General features: G+C 52.9%; 23 protein-coding genes and 1 pseudogene. 13 read left to right on the top strand and 11 right to left on the bottom strand.

All coding sequences use genetic code 11. The annotated features are described in order from the left end of the window. Nucleotides 1-162 precede the first annotated feature (162 nt). The gene (locus NG42_RS00410; RefSeq protein WP_052896608.1) at nucleotides 163-1368 is read left to right on the top strand and encodes a serine hydrolase; all 1206 of its coding nucleotides are present in this window, start codon (nucleotides 163-165) and stop codon (nucleotides 1366-1368) included. A gap of 65 nt (nucleotides 1369-1433) precedes the next feature. On the opposite strand, the gene NG42_RS00405 is transcribed toward NG42_RS00410, so the two are convergent. The 3 genes from NG42_RS00405 to NG42_RS00395 form a co-directional block, all read right to left on the bottom strand. Beyond that, nucleotides 1434-2720 carry an HAAAP family serine/threonine permease gene (locus NG42_RS00405; protein WP_052896606.1) on the bottom strand — a complete coding sequence of 429 codons (1287 nt, stop codon included), beginning with the start codon at nucleotides 2718-2720 and terminating at the stop codon, nucleotides 1434-1436. 578 nt (nucleotides 2721-3298) lie between these two features. Further along, entirely contained in the window at nucleotides 3299-3904 is a 606-nt protein-coding gene (gene ybjG / locus NG42_RS00400; protein WP_052896605.1) for an undecaprenyl-diphosphate phosphatase, read from the bottom strand. A 464-nt stretch (nucleotides 3905-4368) separates the two neighbouring features. Next, nucleotides 4369-6057 (bottom strand): aspartate:alanine antiporter, encoded by a 1689-nt coding sequence (locus NG42_RS00395; protein ID WP_052896603.1) that lies wholly within the window; start codon nucleotides 6055-6057, stop codon nucleotides 4369-4371. Nucleotides 6058-6328: 271 nt separating this feature from the next. Between NG42_RS00395 and ybjM the strand changes: the two genes are divergently transcribed. Then, nucleotides 6329-6703: an inner membrane protein YbjM gene (gene ybjM, locus NG42_RS00390; RefSeq protein ID WP_052896602.1), complete on the top strand. Its 375-nt coding sequence runs from the start codon at nucleotides 6329-6331 to the stop codon at nucleotides 6701-6703. A 60-nt stretch (nucleotides 6704-6763) separates the two neighbouring features. On the opposite strand, the gene NG42_RS00385 is transcribed toward ybjM, so the two are convergent. After that, nucleotides 6764-7027 (bottom strand): GrxA family glutaredoxin, encoded by a 264-nt coding sequence (locus tag NG42_RS00385; RefSeq protein ID WP_052896601.1) that lies wholly within the window; start codon nucleotides 7025-7027, stop codon nucleotides 6764-6766. A 211-nt stretch (nucleotides 7028-7238) separates the two neighbouring features. On the opposite strand from NG42_RS00385, the gene NG42_RS00380 reads away from it, so the two are divergent. The 9 genes and pseudogenes from NG42_RS00380 to NG42_RS00340 all read left to right on the top strand — a co-directional run bounded on the left by NG42_RS00380 (nucleotide 7239) and on the right by NG42_RS00340 (nucleotide 14583). After that, a complete protein-coding gene (locus NG42_RS00380; protein WP_052896599.1) occupies nucleotides 7239-7529 on the top strand; it encodes a YbjC family protein in 291 nt (96 codons plus the stop codon). Next, complete coding sequence (nfsA, locus tag NG42_RS00375; RefSeq protein ID WP_052896597.1) at nucleotides 7513-8235, top strand: oxygen-insensitive NADPH nitroreductase; 723 nt, start codon at nucleotides 7513-7515, stop codon at nucleotides 8233-8235. The genes NG42_RS00380 and nfsA overlap by 17 nt, the downstream gene beginning before the upstream one ends. A gap of 77 nt (nucleotides 8236-8312) precedes the next feature. Beyond that, nucleotides 8313-8897, top strand: a pseudogene (gene rimK, locus NG42_RS00370) (30S ribosomal protein S6--L-glutamate ligase); the annotation flags it as partial. A gap of 87 nt (nucleotides 8898-8984) precedes the next feature. Further along, nucleotides 8985-9464, top strand: coding sequence for a YbjN domain-containing protein (locus tag NG42_RS00365; RefSeq protein WP_052896595.1), 480 nt, complete (start codon nucleotides 8985-8987; stop codon nucleotides 9462-9464). A 379-nt stretch (nucleotides 9465-9843) separates the two neighbouring features. Continuing rightward, complete coding sequence (gene potF / locus NG42_RS00360) at nucleotides 9844-10953, top strand: spermidine/putrescine ABC transporter substrate-binding protein PotF (protein WP_052896593.1); 1110 nt, start codon at nucleotides 9844-9846, stop codon at nucleotides 10951-10953. A gap of 126 nt (nucleotides 10954-11079) precedes the next feature. Beyond that, nucleotides 11080-12213: a putrescine ABC transporter ATP-binding subunit PotG gene (potG, locus tag NG42_RS00355; protein ID WP_156321992.1), complete on the top strand. Its 1134-nt coding sequence runs from the start codon at nucleotides 11080-11082 to the stop codon at nucleotides 12211-12213. A 12-nt stretch (nucleotides 12214-12225) separates the two neighbouring features. Further along, nucleotides 12226-13146 (top strand): putrescine ABC transporter permease PotH, encoded by a 921-nt coding sequence (gene potH, locus NG42_RS00350; RefSeq protein WP_052896589.1) that lies wholly within the window; start codon nucleotides 12226-12228, stop codon nucleotides 13144-13146. Next, entirely contained in the window at nucleotides 13143-13985 is an 843-nt protein-coding gene (gene potI / locus NG42_RS00345; protein WP_052896587.1) for a putrescine ABC transporter permease PotI, read from the top strand. The genes potH and potI overlap by 4 nt, the downstream gene beginning before the upstream one ends. Nucleotides 13986-14103: 118 nt before the next feature. Then, nucleotides 14104-14583, top strand: a complete 480-nt coding sequence (locus NG42_RS00340; RefSeq protein ID WP_052896586.1) for a YbjO family protein — start codon at nucleotides 14104-14106, stop codon at nucleotides 14581-14583. 152 nt (nucleotides 14584-14735) lie between these two features. Here NG42_RS00340 and artJ (NG42_RS00335) read toward each other — a convergent pair whose 3' ends face one another. The 6 genes from artJ (NG42_RS00335) to NG42_RS00310 all read right to left on the bottom strand — a co-directional run bounded on the left by artJ (NG42_RS00335) (nucleotide 14736) and on the right by NG42_RS00310 (nucleotide 19218). Continuing rightward, nucleotides 14736-15467 (bottom strand): ABC transporter substrate-binding protein ArtJ, encoded by a 732-nt coding sequence (gene artJ, locus NG42_RS00335; RefSeq protein WP_052896584.1) that lies wholly within the window; start codon nucleotides 15465-15467, stop codon nucleotides 14736-14738. Nucleotides 15468-15594: 127 nt separating this feature from the next. Beyond that, nucleotides 15595-16263, bottom strand: coding sequence for an arginine ABC transporter permease ArtM (gene artM, locus NG42_RS00330; RefSeq protein ID WP_052896582.1), 669 nt, complete (start codon nucleotides 16261-16263; stop codon nucleotides 15595-15597). Next, nucleotides 16263-16979, bottom strand: a complete 717-nt coding sequence (gene artQ, locus NG42_RS00325) for an arginine ABC transporter permease ArtQ (protein WP_052896579.1) — start codon at nucleotides 16977-16979, stop codon at nucleotides 16263-16265. The genes artM and artQ overlap by 1 nt, the downstream gene beginning before the upstream one ends. A 7-nt stretch (nucleotides 16980-16986) precedes the next feature. Beyond that, nucleotides 16987-17718, bottom strand: coding sequence for an arginine ABC transporter substrate-binding protein (artJ, locus tag NG42_RS00320; RefSeq protein ID WP_052896576.1), 732 nt, complete (start codon nucleotides 17716-17718; stop codon nucleotides 16987-16989). 14 nt (nucleotides 17719-17732) lie between these two features. Continuing rightward, the gene (artP, locus tag NG42_RS00315) at nucleotides 17733-18461 is read right to left on the bottom strand and encodes an arginine ABC transporter ATP-binding protein ArtP (RefSeq protein ID WP_052896574.1); all 729 of its coding nucleotides are present in this window, start codon (nucleotides 18459-18461) and stop codon (nucleotides 17733-17735) included. Nucleotides 18462-18675: 214 nt separating this feature from the next. Then, nucleotides 18676-19218: a lipoprotein gene (locus NG42_RS00310; protein ID WP_052896572.1), complete on the bottom strand. Its 543-nt coding sequence runs from the start codon at nucleotides 19216-19218 to the stop codon at nucleotides 18676-18678. A gap of 100 nt (nucleotides 19219-19318) precedes the next feature. On the opposite strand from NG42_RS00310, the gene NG42_RS00305 reads away from it, so the two are divergent. Both NG42_RS00305 and NG42_RS00300 read left to right on the top strand, forming a co-directional pair. Continuing rightward, the gene (locus tag NG42_RS00305) at nucleotides 19319-19639 is read left to right on the top strand and encodes a heavy metal-binding domain-containing protein (RefSeq protein ID WP_052896570.1); all 321 of its coding nucleotides are present in this window, start codon (nucleotides 19319-19321) and stop codon (nucleotides 19637-19639) included. Next, the gene (locus tag NG42_RS00300; RefSeq protein ID WP_052896568.1) at nucleotides 19639-20460 is read left to right on the top strand and encodes an N-acetylmuramoyl-L-alanine amidase; all 822 of its coding nucleotides are present in this window, start codon (nucleotides 19639-19641) and stop codon (nucleotides 20458-20460) included. Before NG42_RS00305 ends, NG42_RS00300 begins: the two co-directional genes overlap by 1 nt. Nucleotides 20461-20501: 41 nt before the next feature. On the opposite strand, the gene ltaE is transcribed toward NG42_RS00300, so the two are convergent. Beyond that, nucleotides 20502-21503 (bottom strand): low-specificity L-threonine aldolase, encoded by a 1002-nt coding sequence (gene ltaE, locus NG42_RS00295; protein ID WP_052896566.1) that lies wholly within the window; start codon nucleotides 21501-21503, stop codon nucleotides 20502-20504. Nucleotides 21504-21513 lie beyond the last annotated feature (10 nt).

Below are 21513 nucleotides of genomic sequence, written 5' to 3'. Positions count from 1 at the left end.
GCGCTATTTCGCAGCAAAGCCCAGATTTATCTAATAAACTCTAAAAAACTTTACGGTCATGCTGTTTTTTTCAGTTAGCCGAAAGGTTAGCGTAGTAGGTTGAATGTTGTTGGATAACATCATGAAACCTTTAAAATTTTAAATGGATACTCTGGTCACGCCATGAACAAAACTCGCCTCTATGCCAGTGTCCGGGCACTGGCTGCCAGCACCACGCTTGTTGTGCTAACAACCGCTCTTGCCCACGCCGAACAGGCGCCAGCCGCGCCGCAGATTGATGCTAAGGCCTGGATTTTAATGGATTATGCCAGTGGCAAAGTGCTGGCCGAATCCGCAGCAGACGATCGTCTCGACCCCGCCAGCCTGACCAAAATGATGGCCAGTTATGTGATCGGACAAGCGCTTAAATCCGGGAAAATCACCAACGATGATTTGGTCACCGTCGGTAAAGATGCCTGGGCTACCGGTAACCCGATCCTGCAAGGCTCCTCACTCATGTTTCTGAAGCCGGGCGACCGGATACCGGTCTCGGAACTAAATAAAGGTATCGTGATTCAGTCCGGTAATGATGCCAGCATCGCGTTGGCCGATTACGTCGCCGGCAGTCAGGACTCTTTTGTTGGCCTGATGAACAACTATGTCAAAGCGCTTGGCCTGCAAAACACCCATTTTAAAACCGTTCACGGTCTCGATTCTGAAGGACAGTATAGTACCGCGCGCGATATGGCACTGATTGGTCAGGCACTGATTCGCGATGTGCCGGAAGAGTACGCACTGCATAAAGAAAAAGAGTTTACCTTCAACAAAATCCGTCAGCATAACCGTAATCGTCTGCTGTGGAGCAGCAACCTGAAGGTGGACGGGATCAAAACCGGTCATACTTCCGGAGCGGGCAATAACCTGGTGGCATCGGCAACTGAAGGGGATATGCGACTGATTTCCGTGGTGCTGGGGGCGGCGACCGACGGTATTCGTTTCCGCGAAAGTGAAAAGTTGCTGACGTGGGGATTCCGTTTCTGGGAAACCGTGACGCCAATTAAGGCGAACACGGCGTTTTCCACCCAGCGCGTGTGGTTTGGCGACCGTAAGCAGGTCAACCTGGGGGTTGAGAAAGATGCCGCGTTGACTATCCCAAAAGGGCAGATGAAGAATATGAAGGCCAGCTTCACCCTGACTTCACCGCAGCTCCAGGCACCGTTAAAGAAATATCAGCAGGTGGGAACCATTGATTTCCAGCTGAACGGTAAAACCATTGAGCAGCGCCCGCTGGTGGTGTTGGATGAAGTGCAGCAAGGCGGCTTCTTCAGCCGAATCTGGGACTTTGTGATGATGAAGCTGGATGGCTGGTTCGGGAAGTGGTTTTCCTGATTAAAACGGGCAGCGAAAACGCTGCCCGTTCGATTTATTGGCGGCAGCAACGCCGCCGCTAAAGCTTATCCCACCAGGTTAAACAGAATCCCCGAAATGGCCACCAGGCCCACCAGCACCACAAACAGGTTACTGGCCGCGCCGCTGTATTTGCGCATCGCCGGAACTTTGTTAATCGCGTACATCGGCATCAGGAACAGCAGTACGGCGATAATCGGCCCGCCGAGGGTTTCAATCATCCCCAGAATGCTTGGGTTCCAGCTGGCGACAATCCAGGTGCTCACCAGCATAAACAGCGCGGTGAAGCGGTTTAGTTTGCTCTCGCTAACCTGCTTGCCACGACCACGCAGTGATTTCACGATCAGACCATTAAAGCCTTCGCGCGCCCCCAGATAGTGACCGAGGAAGGATTTGGTAATTGCCACGATGGCAATAATCGGTGCCAGCCACGCCATCATTGGCGTATTAAAATGGTTAGCCAGATATGAAAGAATGGAAATATTCTGCTGTTTCGCTTCTGCCAGGTTTTCCGGCGTCAGGCTGAGTACGCAGCTGAAGACGAAAAACATCACCGTCACTACCATCATCAAATGGCTGAAAGCCAGGATGCGTGAGCATTTACGTTCGGCCTGATCGCCATACTCTTCACGCTTCGCCACGGCGAACGCTGAGATAATCGGGGAGTGGTTAAAGGAGAACACCATTACCGGGATCGCCAGCCACAATGTCATCACCAGCCCATTGCCGCTGCCTGCCAGCGAAACATTGTCAAAAATTGCGCTGCTCCAGTTAGGGATTAGCCACAGCGCCAGCAGCATCAGCACCGCGACAAACGGGAACACCAGCAGACTCATGGTTTTGACAATCATCTCTTTGCCAAAGCGCACAATGGTCATCAGGCCAACCAGCAGAATCAGTGCCAGTAACGCACGTGGTGGCGATTGCAGTTGCAACTGGTGAGTAATAAAGCTGTCGACGGTATTGGTGATCGCCACGCTGTAGACCAGCAGGATCGGGTAGATAGCGAGGAAGTAGAGCAGGGTAATCAACTTACCCGCACCGACGCCGAAATGTTCTTCCACCACCTCAGTGATATCTGCGCCAGGCTTGCTGCCGGACAGCACAAAACGGCATAAACCACGGTGGGCGTAATAGGTCATTGGAAACGCCAGCAGCGCCATAATAATCAGCGGGATAAGCCCACCGATCCCGGCATTAATCGGCAGAAACAGTACACCTGCGCCAATGGCGGTACCGTATAAACCCAACATCCACATGGTGTCACTTTTACGCCATGCCATGACACTTTGCTGTTTATCACCCGCAAGAACCGCGGTTTGAGACGAGTCCATAATCTTCTCCAGTGCTGTCCACAACAGAAAAAACAATCAATTAACACCCGACGATTGCGCCTGATCGGCGCTGCAAAAATAACCGTCAACCGCAGTAGTGATTAATCATCGCTATTATTTTATGGCGCACACTCTACCACCGGAATAAGCAGATGACAGCGTTAGTTTGGCGATATCGGGTGATCAGGATCACAACTGCATTAATATTTATAGTTAATTAACCTGTCTTTTGGTGGTGGTGTTTGTTACATGTTCTGGTTAACCAGTCATTTACAGTCTTAATAACTGTATTTTGACTTTTTTGCTACCATTAAACATTGTTATGATTGTTGTTTTTATGTGCAGCCTGAAAATAAAAACGATTTAAATCAGATGATTGCATTGATAAGAAAAAGATATGGCTATTTGTTGAGCGGTTTGCGCAACAGGGTAAATAATCTGTTAATAAAAAGCGGCTATTGCGCAATAACGTGTGGCGACACGGGAAGGATATTAATTAACACGATGGTCTGAATGAAATAGCTGACATTTACCCGGCTGAAAATATTAAGGCCCGCCGGGTTGCGGGCCTGTTGCCATTAATCTCGTACCCACCCTTTGCGGATCGGAAAAGAGAACAGTGTACGATATAACTGACTGAGTACATTCAGCATGCGGGTGCCGTAGAATTGCCACGCGACCTGGGAAAACAGGCAGCCAAGCATCCCGACCAGCAAACCGCCGACCATATCCATCGGCCAGTGTACGCCGAGGAAAACACGTGACCAGGCGATAGACACGCCAATCACCATTAATATCGCGCCCGACCAACGGCGATGCCACAGCACAAATGCCAGCGCAAAAGTGAAAATGGTGGTGCCATGATCGCTTGGATAGGAGTAATCCGGCGCGTGTTCAAGAAACTGATGGCCAAAATTAAGCGTAAAAGGACGCGGGTGCGGAAACAGTGAGCCCAGACACCAGGAGATTGCCAGCGCGTATATCAGCGCGATACCGGTTTTTAACACCAGCTCGCGCTGTGATGTCACGCGATGCCTGGGGCCCCATAGCCATAACGCGACAATCAGCAATGGCACAATCGCGATCAGATCTTTCGCTATAAAGGTGGCCAGCGTCAGCAACCACTGTGGCGATTCTGCTGTGGCGTTAATCCAGAGAAACAGCGTCCGGTTTAACTCTTCCATTATCAGTTTTCCTCTTCCTGTTAAACAGATGCGTGACACACCCGAAAGTTAAATTTGTAACCAGCAAACCCTGCGCCTCAGCAAAAAGAGCGCAGGAAAAAAGGTTGCTCCGCGCAACAGCTGAAAATCAGTCCGGTGGGCAGCGCAAAAAAAAGCTGTAAAACGAAGCAGATAGCTTAAAAGAGCGCAAAGTTGCGGTAAATGGAGTTTATCCTAATCGATGCTGGTGTTGTGGTTTGGTTTAACATTAATGTCAGTTTTATGACGCTTGTATGACCAGAACCGTGAGGGGAAAGAAGAGTGCTTAACCGGGGCAGGCAGGGGATTGCGTACATCAGCCCATAAAAAAACCCGCTAGTCATTCGACTAACGGGCTCCACAATTTGGGGATTTCAAAGAAAAGCAGTGGCACTAATTAAGACTGTGGCCGATCGAGAAAGTTCTCAGCAATTAATAATTATTTTTTATCCGGGCAGAAGCGGCCAGATAATGACAATAAAGGTCCCGGCCAGTGTCAGTAAAACATTGGCGATGGCATAGGTGCCGGCATAACCCAGTGCCGGAATATTACTGCGTGCGGTATCGCTGATAATTTCCATTGCGGGCGCACAGGTGCGGGCGCCCATAATCGCGCCGAACAGCAGCGCGCGATTCATGCGCAGCACATAAGCGCCGAACAGGAAGCAGATCACCACCGGCACCAGGCTGACCGCCAGCCCGGACACCAGCATCTGCAAGCCAGCGACGCCGAAGCCGTGGGTCATGCCGCTCCCGGCACTCAGCCCGACGCCCGCCATAAACACCATCAGGCCAAACTCTTTCACCATGGTCAGCGCCCCCTGCGGGATATAACCAAACGTCGGGTGGTTGGCACGCAGGAAGCCAAGCATGATACCGGCAAACAGCAGCCCCGCCGCATTTCCGATCCCAAAGCTAAAGCTGCTGAACTGGAAGGTGATCATGCCGATCATCAGGCCGATGATAAAGAAGGCGCAGAAGGCCAGCAGATCGGTCATCTGGCTGTGGATCGAAATAAAGCCGATGCGATCAGCAACGGTTTTAACCCGGCGCGCTTCGCCGCTGACCTGCAATACGTCGCCTTTATTCAGCATAATGCTGTCATCAATCGGCATCTCAATCTGGCTACGAATCACCCGGTTAAGAAAGCAGCCGTGATCGGTCAGCTTTAACTGGCTGAGACGTTTATTCACCGCATTGTGGTTCTTCACCACAATCTCTTCGGTCACGATACGCATATCCAGCAGGTCGCGGTCGAAGACCTCTTTGCCGTTGCGGAAACTGGTATCGAGGCGCGAATGCGCATCCGGATAGCCGACCAGCGAAATCTCATCGCCCACCTGCAACACCGCATCGCCGTCCGGACTCGCCAGAATGCCGTTACGCCGGATACGTTCAATATAGCAACCGGTCTGGCGATAAATCCCCAGTTCACGCAGATTTTTGCCATCAGCCCACGCCACCAGCTCCGGGCCGACGCGATAAGCGCGGATCACCGGCAGATAAACCTTGCGCTGGCTGTCGGTATCCAGGCCGCGTTCACGAGCAATTTGTTGCGCACTGGTTGGCAGATCCTGATGCTGTAATTTTGGCAGGTATCGCGCGCCAAATATCAGGCTGACCAGCCCGACTAAATAGGTCAGAGCATAACCCAGGCTGAGATTGTCCTGCATAACGCCGAGAGATTTGCTGTCGCTGATGGTCTGGCGCAGCGTATCGCCCGCGCCAACCAGCACCGGCGTGGAGGTCATCGAACCTGCCAGCATCCCGGCGGTCAGGCCGATATCCCAGCCGAGCAGTTTGCCAAGTCCCAGCGCCATCGCCATTGCGCTGACCACCATCACCAGTGCCAGCATCAGATAGTTCTTGCCGTCGCGAAAGAAGATGGAGAAAAAGTTGGGGCCGGCTTCCACGCCAACACAAAAAATAAATAACATAAAGCCGAGGTTAAGCGCCTCGGTATTTATCGCGAAATGTTGTTGCCCTAACAGCAGCGATACCACTAAAACGCCAATGGAATTACCCAGTTGTACAGAACCTAAGCGTAATTTTCCTAAGCAAAGACCTAAAGCCAGTACGACAAATAATAACAGGATGTAATTCCCGCTTAACAATTCTGCGACGTTTATGTTCACGGCTTAACTTCTTGTTTACCAGTAAGTTGTTGATAGGAATAAATTTATGCGTTAACGTTTATCTACCCGGAACGGGCGCATTTCACTTAAGCGTCTGGCGTAAAGAGGCCTGAAGGGATAAATAATGACGCGATTATTTTAAGCATTTATTTATTTTTCAGCCAGTAAAAAACAGCACTCTTTTTTATTTTCTGTTGAACCTCTGCCGAATAAATTAATTTCCACAATTAATTTCCGGGAGGGAGAGTAACGACTCAACTGAGGACAGGCTATGTTGCTGCAAGGCGTCCGTTTACCGGGCGTGATGACCTGTATCATGCTGTATTGCGCGGTGTTTATCATCGCCCGTTTTGGCATGGTGATTGAAAGCTCTGGCGAAACGCAGGTGCAACCCGGTCTGTTGCTGTTTATCTTTCCCGGCGTGCTGGCGGGATTAACGTCCAGAGAGGCTCCGCTTGGCGTGGCATTATGTGGCGCAGTCGTTGCGACGCCACTCTGCCTGTTGTTACTTCATACGCATTTTATTCTGCAATCGGGTTTCTGGCAGGAGTTTGCCTGGCATGCCAGCGCACTGTTCTGGTGCGGCTCCGGCGCGCTGGTGGTGATGCTCTGGCGGGCGATGTTCAGCCCGCGTCGCCACTCTTAGCTGGCGACAAAAACAAAAAAACCGGGTTCAGCACCCGGTTTTTTATGCGTTACGCCACAATTACTGGAACAGGTTCAGGTTCTCTTTCGCGTAAGCTTCGAATTCGGTGTAGCCACCCACGTGGTTCTGGTCGAGGAAAATCTGCGGCACGGTTTCGACCGGTTTACCGACGGTTTTTTCCAGGTCAGCTTTGGTAATGCCTTCCGCGTGAATATCAATGTAACGGAAGTTGAAATCGTCACGCTCGCCAGTCAGTTTTTCAGCCAGCTCTTTCGCGCGAACACAGTAAGGGCAGCCTGGACGTCCAAAGATCACTGCAAACATAAGGTAACTCCTCAAAGGTGAGATTCTGTTCTGTGATTGTCATCACAGTTTATCGATGAATGTGCTTATGATGCCCGCATCATTCTCCGAAAGGAAGAAGGAATTGCCTGTTAATCTGATTTGCGCAGTCTATGCAGAAGCATAGCGATTGGGTTTTAATAGAGCGGCGGTGCCTTGAGCCGCAGTGAATGGCCGACAAAGGGAGGGGGAAATGCGTGCATTCGGAGAGTTACCCAAAGCCGTACTGGTAATGGAAGTACTGGGCATTCTGCTGCTGGGGCTGGCGATGGTGTCGATTAATCAGTGGCTGTCGCTGCCCGACTGGCTTAACGGCAAAGCAGCGGCGACCATCATGATCTTTACCGGCATTGCACTGATGCTGCCCGCTGCGGCTACGCTGATGTGGCGAACCGCGCAGGCGCTGGCACCGCAATTACTCGGCACGCCAAAGCGTGACAAAAATACTACCCGATCCGGAGATTCTCATGACGCCGACCATTGATTTATTACGTTCGCATCGCTCGATTCGTGCTTTCAGCGAACAGCCGATGACTGACGCGCAGCGCGAGGCGATTATTGCCGCCGCGCAGTCGGCCTCGACCTCAAGTTTTTTACAGTGTTCATCTATTATCCGTATTACCGACCGCGAATTACGCACCCGGCTGGTTGAGCTAAGCGGCGGTCAACAGTATGTGGCGCAGGCGGCGGAGTTTTGGGTGTTCTGCGGCGACTTTAATCGTCATCTGCAAATTTGCCCGGATGCACAGCTGGGGCTGGCAGAGCAGCTGTTGCTGGGCTGTGTGGATACCGCACTGATGGCGCAAAACGCCATGGTGGCGGCGGAGTCATTAGGGATGGGCGGCGTGTATATTGGCGGAATTCGCAATAATATCGACAGCGTCGGCCAGCTGCTGAAGTTGCCACAGCATGTACTACCACTGTTTGGCATGTGCCTTGGCTGGCCGGCGCAGCAGCCGGATGTCAAACCGCGTATGCCGGCAAACATGCTGGTGCATGAAAACAGTTACCAGCCGATGGATGCTGCACTGCTGGAGGAGTATGACCAGCAACTGCTGGACTATTATCAGCAGCGTGACAGCCATCAACGCAGCGATACCTGGAGCGCACATATCCAGCGTACCATTATTAAAGAGAGCCGCCCGTTTATCCTTGATTACCTGCACAAGCAGGGATGGGCAACGCGCTAAATCTGGCTTATGAGGCTTGCTGGTGAAAATTGCTATTTTATCCCGCGATGGTTCTCTCTACTCCTGCAAACGCCTGCTTGAAGCGGCGCAGGCGTGATCTGCCGGTGACCGGCATTGCCCACTCCCCCGATGATACCCATGATTTAATCGAGATGGTCGGTGGCGCACCGCTGGTGGTTAAGCTGGTGGAAGGTACGCAGGGTATTGGGGTGGTGCTGGCGGAAACCCGTCAGGCAGCGGAAAGCGTGATTGATGCTTTTCGCGGACTCAACGCCCATATTCTGGTGCAGGAATATATTAAAGAAGCGCAAGGTTGCGATATCCGCTGTCTGGTGATTGGTGACCAGGTGGTGGGGGCCATTGAGCGCCAGGCGAAAGAGGGCGACTTTCGTTCCAATTTGCATCGTGGCGGCACGGCGCGTCCGGTGGAGATTACCGGGCGGGAGCGTGAAATCGCGGTAAAGGCGGTCAGCACGCTGGGGCTGGATGTGGCGGGGGTGGATATTTTGCGCGCCACCCGTGGGCCGCTGGTGATGGAAGTCAATGCTTCGCCCGGTCTCGAAGGGGTAGAAAATATCACCGGTAAAGACATTGCCAGCCTGATGATTCAATGGATTGAGCAACAGGCTCACCCTGGTTTCTGTCTGAAAACCGGCGGTTGAGTGCCATATTTCGCTCAGGAACGTGGTGTTTGCAGCACTTTTTCCGTAAGCTGTGCGCTCTTTAATTGCAGCATGAGGCAGTAGGTTATGGATTCACTCGTCGTTCCAGATATTGACGTGTTACGACGTTGGCTGGATCAGCAAAGTATCACCTGGTTTGAATGCGATGCCTGCCAGGCGCTTCACCTGCCGCATATGCAAAACTTTGACGGCGTTTTCGATGCGAAACTCGACCTGGTCGATGACGTTATTCTGTTTTCTGCGCTGGCAGAAGTGAAGCCAACCGCGCTAATTCCGCTGGTAGGCGATTTATCGCAGATTAATGCCAGTTCGCTGACGGTAAAAGCCTTCCTCGATATTCAGGATGATAATTTGCCGAAGCTGATCGTCTGTCAGTCAATGACCATTACTGCCGGTCTGACGTTTGGCCAGTTTTCGCACTTTATGAAACAGAGCGAAGAGCAAATTTCGATGGTGATCCTCGAAGCGTTTGCCAACAATTTACTGATGGTCGGTGAGGATGACGAGCGCACCACCACCATTACCCGCCAGTCAATGTTGCACTAAACTCTTATCTGCTGTTCAGATGCCGCTTTAAGCGGCATTTTTCATTTCTGTCCCACCAATTTTTATTCTGCATTTTGCCCTCTGTTGCCAGATATTTCGCGTGACTTATGCCATATATGGCGTATCACAGAGATGAAACATGCATAAAAAATCGATAAAAGGCGTTTTTTAACCTGGGATCTGGTCTGTGCCGGAATCGGGGGCTATGCTGGCGGGGCTGCATATTGCGTGAAAAAGCATAGGTTTTTTCTATTAACTGCCCAATGAATATTCATTCATTGTAAGCCTGTGCTTTGTCACTTTTACTTTCAGAGAAGCGCCACCGCAATTCGCTTGTTCTGCATAGTTGTGATGACCCCGGTTCAGGAGGAAGGAAGAGATGTTCAACCAACGTAAAAAATGGTTGTCCGCTGTGGCTGCTGGCGTGCTGATGGCGGTCTCCGCCGGCACCATGGCAGAACAAAAGACACTGAATGTATATAACTGGTCTGACTATATTTCGCCAGACACCGTACCGAACTTTGAAAAACAGAGCGGTATCAAAGTGGTGTATGACGTTTTCGACTCCAACGAAGTACTGGAAGGCTTATTGATGGTTGGCAGTTCCGGTTATGACGTGGTGGTGCCTTCCTCCAGTTTTCTTGCGCGTCAGCTCGAAGCCGGTGTGTTCCAGCCGCTGGATAAAAGTAAGCTGCCGAACTATAAAAACCTCGATCCTGAGCTGATGAAGAAGTTAGAACAGCACGATCCCGGCAATAAATATGCGATTCCGTACCTGTGGGCGACCACCGGCATCGGTTATAACGTCGAAAAAGTAAAAGCCGCGCTGGGTAAAGATGCGCCGGTCGACAGCTGGGATCTGGTGCTGAAGCCTGAAAACCTGGAAAAACTGAAAAGCTGTGGCGTCTCGTTCCTCGATGCACCGGAAGAGATTTTTGCCACCGTGCTGAACTACCTCGGTAAAGATCCCAACAGCAGCGATGCGAAAGATTACTCTGGCGCGGCCACCGATCTGCTGCTGAAGCTGCGTCCGAGCATTCGTTACTTCCACTCTTCGCAATATATTAACGATCTGGCTAACGGTAACATCTGCGTGACGGTGGGCTGGGCTGGGGATATTTTGCAGGCGAAACAGCGGGCGCAGGAAGCGAAAAATGGCGTCAATATTGCCTACAGCATTCCGAAAGAGGGCGCGCTGGCGTTCTTCGATATGCTGGCGATTCCGAAAGATGCGAAAAATGTCGATGAAGCCTATCAGTTTATTAATTATCTGATGGAGCCGAAAGTGATTGCCGATATCTCGAACAAAATGTTCTATGCCAGCGGCAACAAAGCGTCCTTGCCACTGGTGGCGGCTGACATTCGTAATAATCCGGGTATCTATCCAACAGACGCGACCATGGCCAAACTGTTTATTCTGAAAGTCCAGGAACAGAAACTTGACCGTGTGCGCACCCGCGCATGGACTAAAGTTAAAAGTGGTCAGTAACCGGTAACCACGGGCGGCGAAAATGCCGCCCCTACAGAAAAACCGACGTCAGAACGGTTTTCAGCTATTCCGCCCCACCAAAACGGCCAGCCGTGATTATCAGCTTTACACCGGAGAGTAATGTTAGTGAACGATGCGATCCCTCGCCCGCAAAATAAAACAGCGAAGGCTTTAACGCCGCTGCTGGAAATCCGCAACCTGACCAAATCTTTTGACGGCCAGAACGCCGTTGATGATGTCAGCCTGACCATCTATAAAGGCGAAATTTTTGCCCTGCTTGGCCCGTCCGGTTGTGGAAAGTCAACGCTGCTGCGCATGCTGGCGGGCTTTGAAGCGCCCAGCCACGGGCAAATTGTGCTCGATGGTCAAGACTTATCGCAGGTGCCGCCGTATCAGCGTCCCATCAATATGATGTTCCAGTCGTATGCGCTGTTTCCGCACATGACGGTGGAGCAGAATATCGCGTTTGGCCTGAAACAGGATCGACTGACAAAAGCTGAAATCGCCCACCGCGTCGAGGAGATGCTGGCGCTGGTGCATTTGCAGGAGTTTGCCCGACGTAAGCCGCATCAGCTTTCGGGCGGCCAGCGTCAGCGTGTGGCACTGGCGCGCAGTCTGGCAAAGCGCCCTAAGCTGCTGTTGCTGGATGAACCGATGGGCGCGCTGGACAAGAAACTGCGCGACCGTATGCAGCTTGAAGTGGTGGATATTCTTGAGCGCGTCGGCGCGACCTGCGTGATGGTCACTCACGATCAGGAAGAGGCGATGACCATGGCCGGGCGGATCGCCATTATGAATCGCGGCAAGTTTGAGCAAATTGGCGAGCCGGAAGAGATCTATGAACATCCCACCAGCCGCTACAGCGCCGAGTTTATCGGCTCGGTTAATGTGTTTGAAGGGATACTGCGTGAGCGCCAGCCAGAGGGATTAGTGATCGACAGCGCGGGACTGATTAATCCGCTGAAGGTCGATTCTGATAGCTCGGTGATGGATAACATGCCCGTGTGGATCGCGTTGCGGCCGGAAAAAGTGATGCTGTGTGAACAGCCCCCGGCGGACGGCTGCAACTTTGCTGTCGGCGTTGTGGAACATATTGCCTATCTTGGCGATCTGTCTATTTACCATGTGCGCCTGCGCGGTGGCCAGATGATCTCTGCCCAGTTGCAGAACGCCCATCGCTTTCGTCAGGGAGCGCCGACCTGGGGCGATGAAGTGCATCTTTGCTGGGATACCGACAGCTGCGTTGTGCTGACGGTCTGAGTGGAGGATAAAATGCGTCAATTTAACCAACCGGTGGCGGCTCGCCTGCTGTTAAAGCATGGCCGTAAGCTGGTGATTGCTCTGCCTTATATCTGGCTATTTATGCTGTTTTTTCTGCCATTTTTATTTGTGCTGAAAATGAGTTTCGCCGAGTCACTGCGCGCCAGTCCGCCGTACACCGAGTTAATCAGCTGGGCGGACGACCAGTTCAGTCTGGTACTGAATTTCAGCAACTATTTACGGCTGTTCAGCGAAGAGTTTTATCTCGGGTCTTATCTGCAGTCGCTGAAGCTGGCGGCAATCTCCACCCTGATCTGTTTACTGGTCGGTTATCCGCTGGCGTGGGCGGTGGCGCAAAGTCAGCCGTCGGTGCGTAACATTTTACTGTTACTGGTGCTGCTGCCTTCGTGGACCTCTTTCCTGGTGCGGGTTTACGCGCTGATGGGGCTGCTGAACAACAATGGCGTATTGAATAATTTTCTGCTGTGGCTCGGGGTGATCGATCAGCCGCTGGAAATTCTCTATACCAATGTGGCGGTCTATATCGGTATCGTTTACTGCTATCTGCCATTTATGGTGCTGCCAATCTATGCCGCTCTGACGCGCATCGATTATTCCCTGGTGGAAGCCTCACTTGACCTCGGTGCCGGGCCGCTCAAAACCTTCTTCCAGGTGATTGTGCCACTGACCAAAGGCGGCGTGATTGCCGGCTCAATGCTGGTGTTTATTCCGGCGGTGGGAGAGTACGTGATTCCGGAACTGCTTGGCGGCAAGGATACGGCGATGATTGGCCGCACCATTCTGTCAGAAGTGTTCTCGAACCGCGACTGGCCGATGGCAGCCGCACTGGCTGTGACCATCCTGCTGATTCTGACCTTGCCAATTATCTGGTTCCATAAGCATCAGAATAAACAACCGGGAGCAAAAGCATGAATTCACTGCCTGCTGTTCGTTCGCCGTGGCGCACGGCGATTCTGATCACCGGTTTTACGCTGTTGTATGCGCCGATGTTGCTGCTGGTTATCTACTCGGTAAACAGCTCGCCGCTGGTCACGGTCTGGGACAGCTTTTCCCTGCGCTGGTATGTGCAGCTGTTTCACGACAGCAAAATGCTTAACGCTATCGGCCTGAGTCTGACTATCGCAGTGCTGGCGGCCACGACGGCGGTGGTGCTCGGCACGCTGGCGGCGGTGGTACTGGTGCGCTTTGGCCGCTTTCGTGGCTCCACCAGCCTGGCGTTTATGCTGACCGCGCCGCTGGTGATGCCGGATGTGATTACCGGTCTGGCGCTGTTACTGCTGTTTGTCGCCATGGGACACGCGTTTGGCTGGCCGGATCGCGGCATGGTCACCATCTGGATGGCGCATGTCACATTCTGTACCGCTTATGTGGCGGTGGTGATCAGCGCGCGCCTGCGTGAGCTGGATCGTTCGATTGAAGAGGCGGCGATGGATCTTGGCGCCACGCCGCTCAAAGTGTTTTTCGTTATCACATTACCGATGATTGCCCCGGCCATTGTCACCGGCTGGCTGCTGGCCTTTACCCTGTCGCTGGATGATCTGGTTATTTCACGCTTTGTGACCGGCGCGGGTGCCAATACCTTACCGATGGAAATTATGAACTCAGTGCGCCGCGGGATGAACCCGGAAATTAACGCGCTGGCGTCACTGATTCTGCTGGTAGTGGGCATTGCCGGTTTTGTCGCCTGGCGCATCATGGCGCATAAAGAAAAACAGCGTATTCGCGATATTCAGAAAGCAGCACGTGGATGAAAGTGAAATAGTTTGCCAATATAATGATCAGTAAGGGAATGAATTTATCAGCAGCGACTCAGTGAGTCGCTGCTGTTGATCATTAACGCGATGTTGCGGTGTCTGCAGGAGAATTCAGATGTCGGATGTGTTCAGAGCGGGAAAAGGCATCATGGAAGCGCACTCGGCGATTCCGGTGCCGGTACTTATTGCCGGTAGCGCGATTATTGCCACACGCTGTCTTAGCGTGCTGCTGCTCGCCAATGAACTGGGCTATGAGGAACTGGCTAACTTCGTTCATCGCAGTGCGCAGGCCTGGGATTCGACCCTGATTTTTATTGCCAGTCAGTTAATCTTCTTTATTGAGTTACGTTGTGCTATTGCGCTGATGCGTGGCACCAACTGGGGGCGCTGGGGTTATGTGCTGACGCAGGCGGCGGTGGTGCTGTATATGCTGGTGGCCTCGCTGGGCTGGGTCTATCCGGAAATTTTCAGCATTAGCGGAGAAACCAATGCTGAGATCGTTCATACCCTGATCCTGCAAAAATTTCCCGATCTGGTGGTGTTGATACTGCTGTTTGTGCCGGTCAGCAGCCGTCAGTTTTTTCACAAGTCATAACGTTATCAAAGCGGATTTAAACCGCGGGCGGCGTTTTCGCCAGCGGTATTAAATTTGGCAGGCCAGACAGATTTGGCGCTTACTGATGCCCAATGACGTTTGCAGAACCTCACCCGGGTAAGCGTTACGCTTGCCTGACCCGCCAGGTCAGGTTATTGCGGGAACCACTGGTCACTGATCTTCTGGTAAGTGCCGTCAGCTTTAATTGCCGCCAGCGCATCATTCAGTTTGGTCAGCAATGCCTTGTTATCCGGGCGTACCGCAATCCCTAAGCCGGTACCAAAATATTGCGCATCGGTAACGTGTTCACCGACGGTCGCCAGCTTCGGATTGCTTTTCAGCCACTCATTGACCACCGCGGTATCTCCAAACACGCCATCCAGACGACCATTTTTCAGGTCAAGAATCGCATTCTGATAGCTGTCGTAAGCCACCGTGGTCACTTCCGGGTGCTTATCCTGCATAAATTTCTGATGCGTGGTGCCGTTTTCCATGCCAATGCGCTTGCCTTTCAGATCGCTCAGGCTGCTGAACTTGCCTTTCTGCGCGATTACCACCGCCGAGTTGGCATAGTAAGGCTGGGTAAAGGAGACCTGTTTGCTGCGCTCCGGGGTGATATCCATTCCGGAAATGATCGCATCGTAACGACGGAATTTCAGCGCCGGAATCAGGCTGTCAAACGGGTTATTGGTAAAGGTGCAGTCAGCCTGCATCTGCTTACACAGCGCTTTGGCGAGGTCGATATCAAAACCGACGATTTGGTTGTTACTATCCAGAGATTCAAACGGCGGATAGGTCGCAGAAGAGGCGAAACGAATTTTCTCAGCCGCGTTGGCGCTGAAGGCGACGCTGGCGAGCAGTGCGGTCAGTAACAATTTTTTCATCGGTCGTGCTCCTGTTTCTCTTTATCATTATGTTGCCGTAAGGCGAGAAACAAGATGCCATTAAATGAATGGGTATGCAATATTTGTGTATAAATAATGAAAAAGGCGAGAGACTCCCGCCTTTTTATTAATTTCTATGCTCAAAGGCCAGTGCTCGCCGTTCGATTAATCTCATCAGTAGCGTCAGCAGTCCATTGACCACCAGATAGATTAAACCTGCGGCGGCAAACACCGTCACGTCATAGGTGCGACCATACAGCAGCTGTCCGTGACCCATCACTTCCATCAGGGTGATGGTGTAGGCCAGCGAAGTGCTTTTAAATACCAGCACCACCTCATTGGAATAAGAGGAGAGGGCGCGTTTAAAGGCATACGGCAGCAGAATGCGCAGCGTGTCTTTGCGATTCATCCCCAGCGCGGCACAAGATTGCCACTGACCGGCCGGAATGGCGCGTACCGCACCATGAAACAGCAGGGTCGTATAAGCGGCACTGTTAAGCGACAACGCCAGCAGCGCACACAACCACGGCTGTGACAGGAAGTGCCATAACCAGGGAATATGCTGGATCGATGGAAACTGGCCCGGACCGTAGTAGATCAGAAAGATCTGCACCAGCAGCGGCGTACCGGTAAACAGCGTGATATAGCCTTTAACCAGCTGACTCAGCACCGGCACTTTCAGCGCCAGCACAACGGTAAACAGCAATGCCAGCACCAGCGCCAGAATCAGCGAGGCAACGGTCAGCGTCAGGCTGGTGTGAAGCCCTTTGAGCAGTTCAGGTAAATACTCAAGCATTAGCTATTTCCCTGTTCAAAGCGCGTGGTGCGCAGCTCAATACGTTTCAGAACCCACTGACTGAACAGCGTGATCAGCAGATAAATCGCGGCGGCAATCATATACCAGGTAAACGGCTCCTGGGTGCGGGTGGCAATGCTTTTGGTTTGCAGCATAATGTCATTGACGCTAATCAGCGACACCAGTGCAGTATCTTTCAGTAAAACCAGCCACTGATTACCCAGCCCAGGCAGTGCATGACGCCACATCTGCGGCATAATCAGTCGGAAGAAAATCGCCGCCTTTTTCATCCCTAACGCCTGGCCAGATTCCCATTGACCCGCAGGCACCGCTTTTAACGCGCCGCGCAGCGTCTGCGACGCATAGGAGGAGTAGAGAATCGACAGCGCAATTACGCCGCACAGGAACGGGCTGACGTCGAAGTTTTCGATTTCCATCTGCACCGGCAACTGGAACAGGCCGAAATTCAACACAAAGCCATCAGACAGCGTCAGCAGCAGCTGCGATGCGCCAAAGTAGATAAACAGCACCACCAGAATTTCCGGCAGGCCGCGAAACAGGGTCACCAGACCGGTGCCGAGCCAGGCCACAGGACGCCAGCGGGCTGATTCCCAGACGGCAAAAATCATTGCCAGAATCAGCCCGACGATTAGCGCACAAATGGCCAGGCCGACGGTCATCCCGGCGGCGCTGACAAGAGGTGTAAATTCGTTCATCAATTAATTACTGCTGGAACCATTTTTCATAGATGGTTTTATAGGTGCCATCTGCCTTCACTTTATCCAGTGCGGCGTTAAATTTGCCCTGCAACTCGGTATTACCCTGACGCAGTGCAATACCGAGGCCGGTACCAAAATAGGCTTTATCGGTCACTTTCTCGCCGACCGGGGCAAGGTTAGCATTCTGCTTCAGCCACTCGTTAACCACCGCAGTATCACCAAATACCGCGTCAATACGGCCATTTTTCAGGTCGAGAATGGCGTTCTGATAGCTGTCGTAAGGCACGACAGTGGCATCAGTTTCCTTATCACTCAGGTATTTCTGATGCGTGGTGCCGTTCTGCACGCCAACGCGTTTGCCCTTCAGTGCCGCAACATCGGCCAGTTTGCCTTTCTGCGCGATAAAGGTCGCAGAGTTGTCGTAATAGGCTTTAGTAAACAGCACCTGCTTTTCACGCTCAGGCGTGATGTCCATTCCGGCCATTACCGCGTCAAAACGACGGAATTTCAGGCTCGGGATCAGGCTGTCAAATGCCTGATTGGTAAAGGTACATTGGGCATCGATCTCTTTACACAGCGCATTGGCCAGATCAACGTCGAAGCCCTGAATTTTGTTATCCGCATCGACAAATTCAAACGGAGGATAAGAGGCTTCAGTGGCGAAGCGGATGGTTTGTGCGGCGGTGGCGCTGAGGCTCATTCCGGCTAACAGTGCGGCAAGTACCATTTTTTTCATCATTATGTCCTGCATCAGTGCGAAAGATAGTTGGCAAACGCTTCGGTTTGCGGCTGTGTAAAGCGGCTGGCGTCACCCTGTTCAACCACGTAGCCATTCTCCATATAAACCACCCGGCTGGCGGTCTTACGGGCCACTTCGACTTCGTGGGTGACAATCACCTGAGTGATTTTGGTTTGCGACAGCTCGCGAATAATGCTGACAATCTGGGCGGTAATTTCCGGATCCAGCGCTGCGGTCGGCTCGTCAAACAGCAGTACCGCTGGCTCCATCATCAATGCGCGCGCAATCGCCACGCGCTGCTGCTGACCACCGGAGAGATGCAGCGGAAAGCGGTCGACAAACTTGGTCAGACGCAGACGCTCCAGCAGTTTATCGGCACGCGCGCGCGCCTGATCTTTGCTGAGTCCCAGCACGCGGCAGGGCGCTTCGATCAGGTTTTGCATCACCGTCAGATGCGGCCAGAGATTATATTGCTGGAATACCATACCGACGTTTTGACGCAGTTCACGAATTGCGCCATCGGATGGGGTGTGGCTGAAGTCGAAATTGTTACCCGCTATGCTCAGCGTGCCGGAGCGCGGCATCTCCAGCAAATTCAGCACGCGCAGGAGCGAGCTCTTACCCGCGCCGCTGGGGCCGAGCAGAACCAGAGTTTCACCTTCAGGACATTCCAGTTGAATATCGAACAGTGCCTGGTGAGCACCGTAGTAGCAGTTAATACCGTTTAGTTGAATACTCATGCGCAAATTGTGAATAGCAATTGATGTCGCAAATCTTAACGTCGACAGAATAGTTATGCAATCATCGTGCGTTAAAATTTATTTATGATAAGTCAGGTATTTAAAGCGTAGCACAAGATCGGGCATCGCAAGCGGGGAGCGGTAAAGCCGATTGATTTTTGCAACGTCACACCCGATAAGCGCACCGCATTGTCGCGGCGCGCTTAACAATGCATTATTTTTCTAACGTCTGGCTCAGGCTTCCGCCCCCTGCACGCTGCCAGTTGGCGACATAACGCACATCATCCACTGTCCAGCAGGTGCCTTCGCGCACCATCAACACCTCATCCTGCCACGTTACGGCTTTATCACCGTCGCGGCTCAGCGTAACCCGCAGCGGAATGTTACGCGCATCGGTATTCGGAATGGTCGAGGCATCGGCTACGCTGGCTGAGGTCGGGCCGGCGGCCAGGCTGGAGAACAGATCGCCCTGAGTAAGCTGCGCCGGTTTATTCGTCTCCGCATTGGCTTTCAACAGTTTCTGATACAGTGAATCACTGAGATAAGGACGATATTTTGCCAGCAACTGCGCATCCGGCAGCCCCTGAGTCGGCTGCTGAATACGCAGATCGTAGAATTTTTGCGCCACGGTATCCGGCCCGCCTTCCACGCAGGGTCCGCTGCGGCTGCCAATATCGTTATACGCCGGTTCGACCGTCGTACAGGCGCTGAGTAATAATGCGGCCGGTAACAGCGCGGCAAACGCTATGTTTTTCATTTTCATTTCCTTATTGTTAGCTGGCAAGTCATGTTTTTTAGCATAAAGTATAGCCACGGTTTTTAACCTCGCGGGCTATCAGGCCGATCAGGAGAGCAGTATGAAATTTTCAACTACCCCAACGCTGGAAGGGCAAACCATTACCGATTACTGCGGCGTGGTGACTGGCGAAGCGATTCTTGGCGCTAACATTTTCCGTGATTTCTTTGCCGGCATCCGCGATATCGTCGGCGGCCGATCCGGCGCCTACGAAAAAGAGCTGCGTAAAGCGCGTAAGCTGGCATTTGAAGAGATGGAAGAGCAGGCGAAAGCGCTGGGCGCGAATGCCATTGTCGGCATCGATATCGATTATGAAACCGTGGGTAAAGACAGCAGTATGCTGATGGTCAGCGTCAGCGGAACCGCAGTGAAAACCCGCTAATGCGTTACGGGATGCTGCTGCTGGCGATGCTGCTGAGTGCCTGCTCAACGCCCGGCATTGAACAGCGCGACGGCTACAAGGTGGACACGCGCCACAGTGCTTACGGTGCGCGTCCGCGTATTAAAGTGCTGGTGATTCACTATACGGCCGAAGATTTTCCCACCTCACTGGCGACGCTGACCGATCGGCAGGTCAGCGTGCATTATCTGATCCCGGATCAGCCGCCACAAAAAAAAGGCGAGCCGCTTATCTGGCAACTGGTGCCAGAAGCGCAACTGGCCTGGCATGCCGGACCGAGCTTCTGGCGCGGCGCGACCCGTCTGAATGATACTTCGATTGGTATTGAGCTGGTTAATCCCGGCTATACCCGCACCGCCACCGGGGTGGTCTGGACGCCGTTTACGCCGGAACAGATCGCCGTGCTGCAACCGCTGGTGCGCGATATAGCGCAGCGTTATCAGATCCAGCCAGAGAATATTGTCGGTCACAGTGATATCGCGCCGCAGCGCAAACAGGATCCCGGGCCGTTATTCCCGTGGACTTTACTGGCGCAGCAGGGCTTAGGCGCCTGGCCTGACACCGGGCGGGTGCGTTTCTGGCTGGCGGGTCGTGATCCGCAGCAAGCGGTGCCGTCAGAGGAGCTGCTGACATTGTTGGCACGCTATGGTTATGAGGTGACGGAAGGAATGACGCCGCAGCAGCAGCGGAAAGTGATCGCGGCTTTCCAGATGCATTTCCGCCCGGCAGATTATCGTGGTTTGCCGGATGCCGAAACCGCCGCCATTGCCCAGGCGTTAATCGAAAAATATCACTCAGAATAACCCCACGAGCGGCGTTCTCGCCGCCCGTGTCGGCCTGCTAATCAGATGGCAAGAAACGCCTGCCAGTGCCTGACCAGCTCTTCCAGCGCATGACGATCGACATCCAGATGCGTCACCAGACGCGTGACCGCACCGGTACTGATAATGATACCGCGCTGATGCATATACTGTTTTAGTGGTTCTGTCTGATGATCGGCGAGGCGCACAAACACCATATTGGTATCCTGACGTCTGACATCGACCCCGATAGCTTTCAGCTGTTCGGCCAGCCAGCGGGCATTGTCATGATCCTCTTTCAGCCGTGCGATATTATGCTGAAAAGCATACAGTCCGGCCGCTGCCAGAATCCCTGCCTGGCGCATACCGCCGCCAGTCATTTTGCGCCAGCGCCGCGCACGTTTGATATAGTCTTCGCTACCGCACAGCAGCGATCCGACCGGTGCGCCGAGACCTTTTGACAGGCAAATGGTCAGGCTGTCGCAGTAACGGGCGATGGCTTCCAGCGTGACATCCAGCTCCACCACCGCGTTAAAAATACGTGCGCCATCAATGTGCAGCGCCAGCTGATGTTCACGGGTAAAGGCAAAAGCGTCTTTAAGGTAGGCCAGGGGCAGCACTTTGCCATTATGGGTATTTTCCAGGCTTAATAATGTGCTGCGGGCGAAGTGGGCATCATCCGGTTTGATCACCGATGCCACCACATCCAGCGGCAAACTGCCATCGGCGGCGGCGAGAATCGGTTGTGGCTGAATGCTGCCGAGCACCGCTGCCCCCCCCGCTTCATATTTATAGTTATGCGCCAGCTGACCGACGATATACTCGTCACCACGTTCACAGTGGCTGAGTAACGCCACCAGATTGGCCTGGGTGCCGGTAGGGAGGAACAGCGCCGCCTGTTTACCGCTAAGCCTTGCTGCTTCGGCCTCCAGCGCATTAACGGTAGGGTCATCACCGTAAACATCGTCCCCGGTTTCTGCCGACATCATGGCAGCCAGCATGGCGGCACCCGGTCGGGTGACGGTATCACTGCGTAAATCGACCACTGTTGCTCTC

The organism is Winslowiella iniecta (genome assembly GCF_001267535.1).
GTDB classification, from domain to species: Bacteria; Pseudomonadota; Gammaproteobacteria; order Enterobacterales; family Enterobacteriaceae; genus Erwinia; species Erwinia iniecta.
The sequence above is the reverse complement of the archived record's forward strand: the minus strand, read 5'-3'. Positions and strand labels throughout refer to the sequence as shown.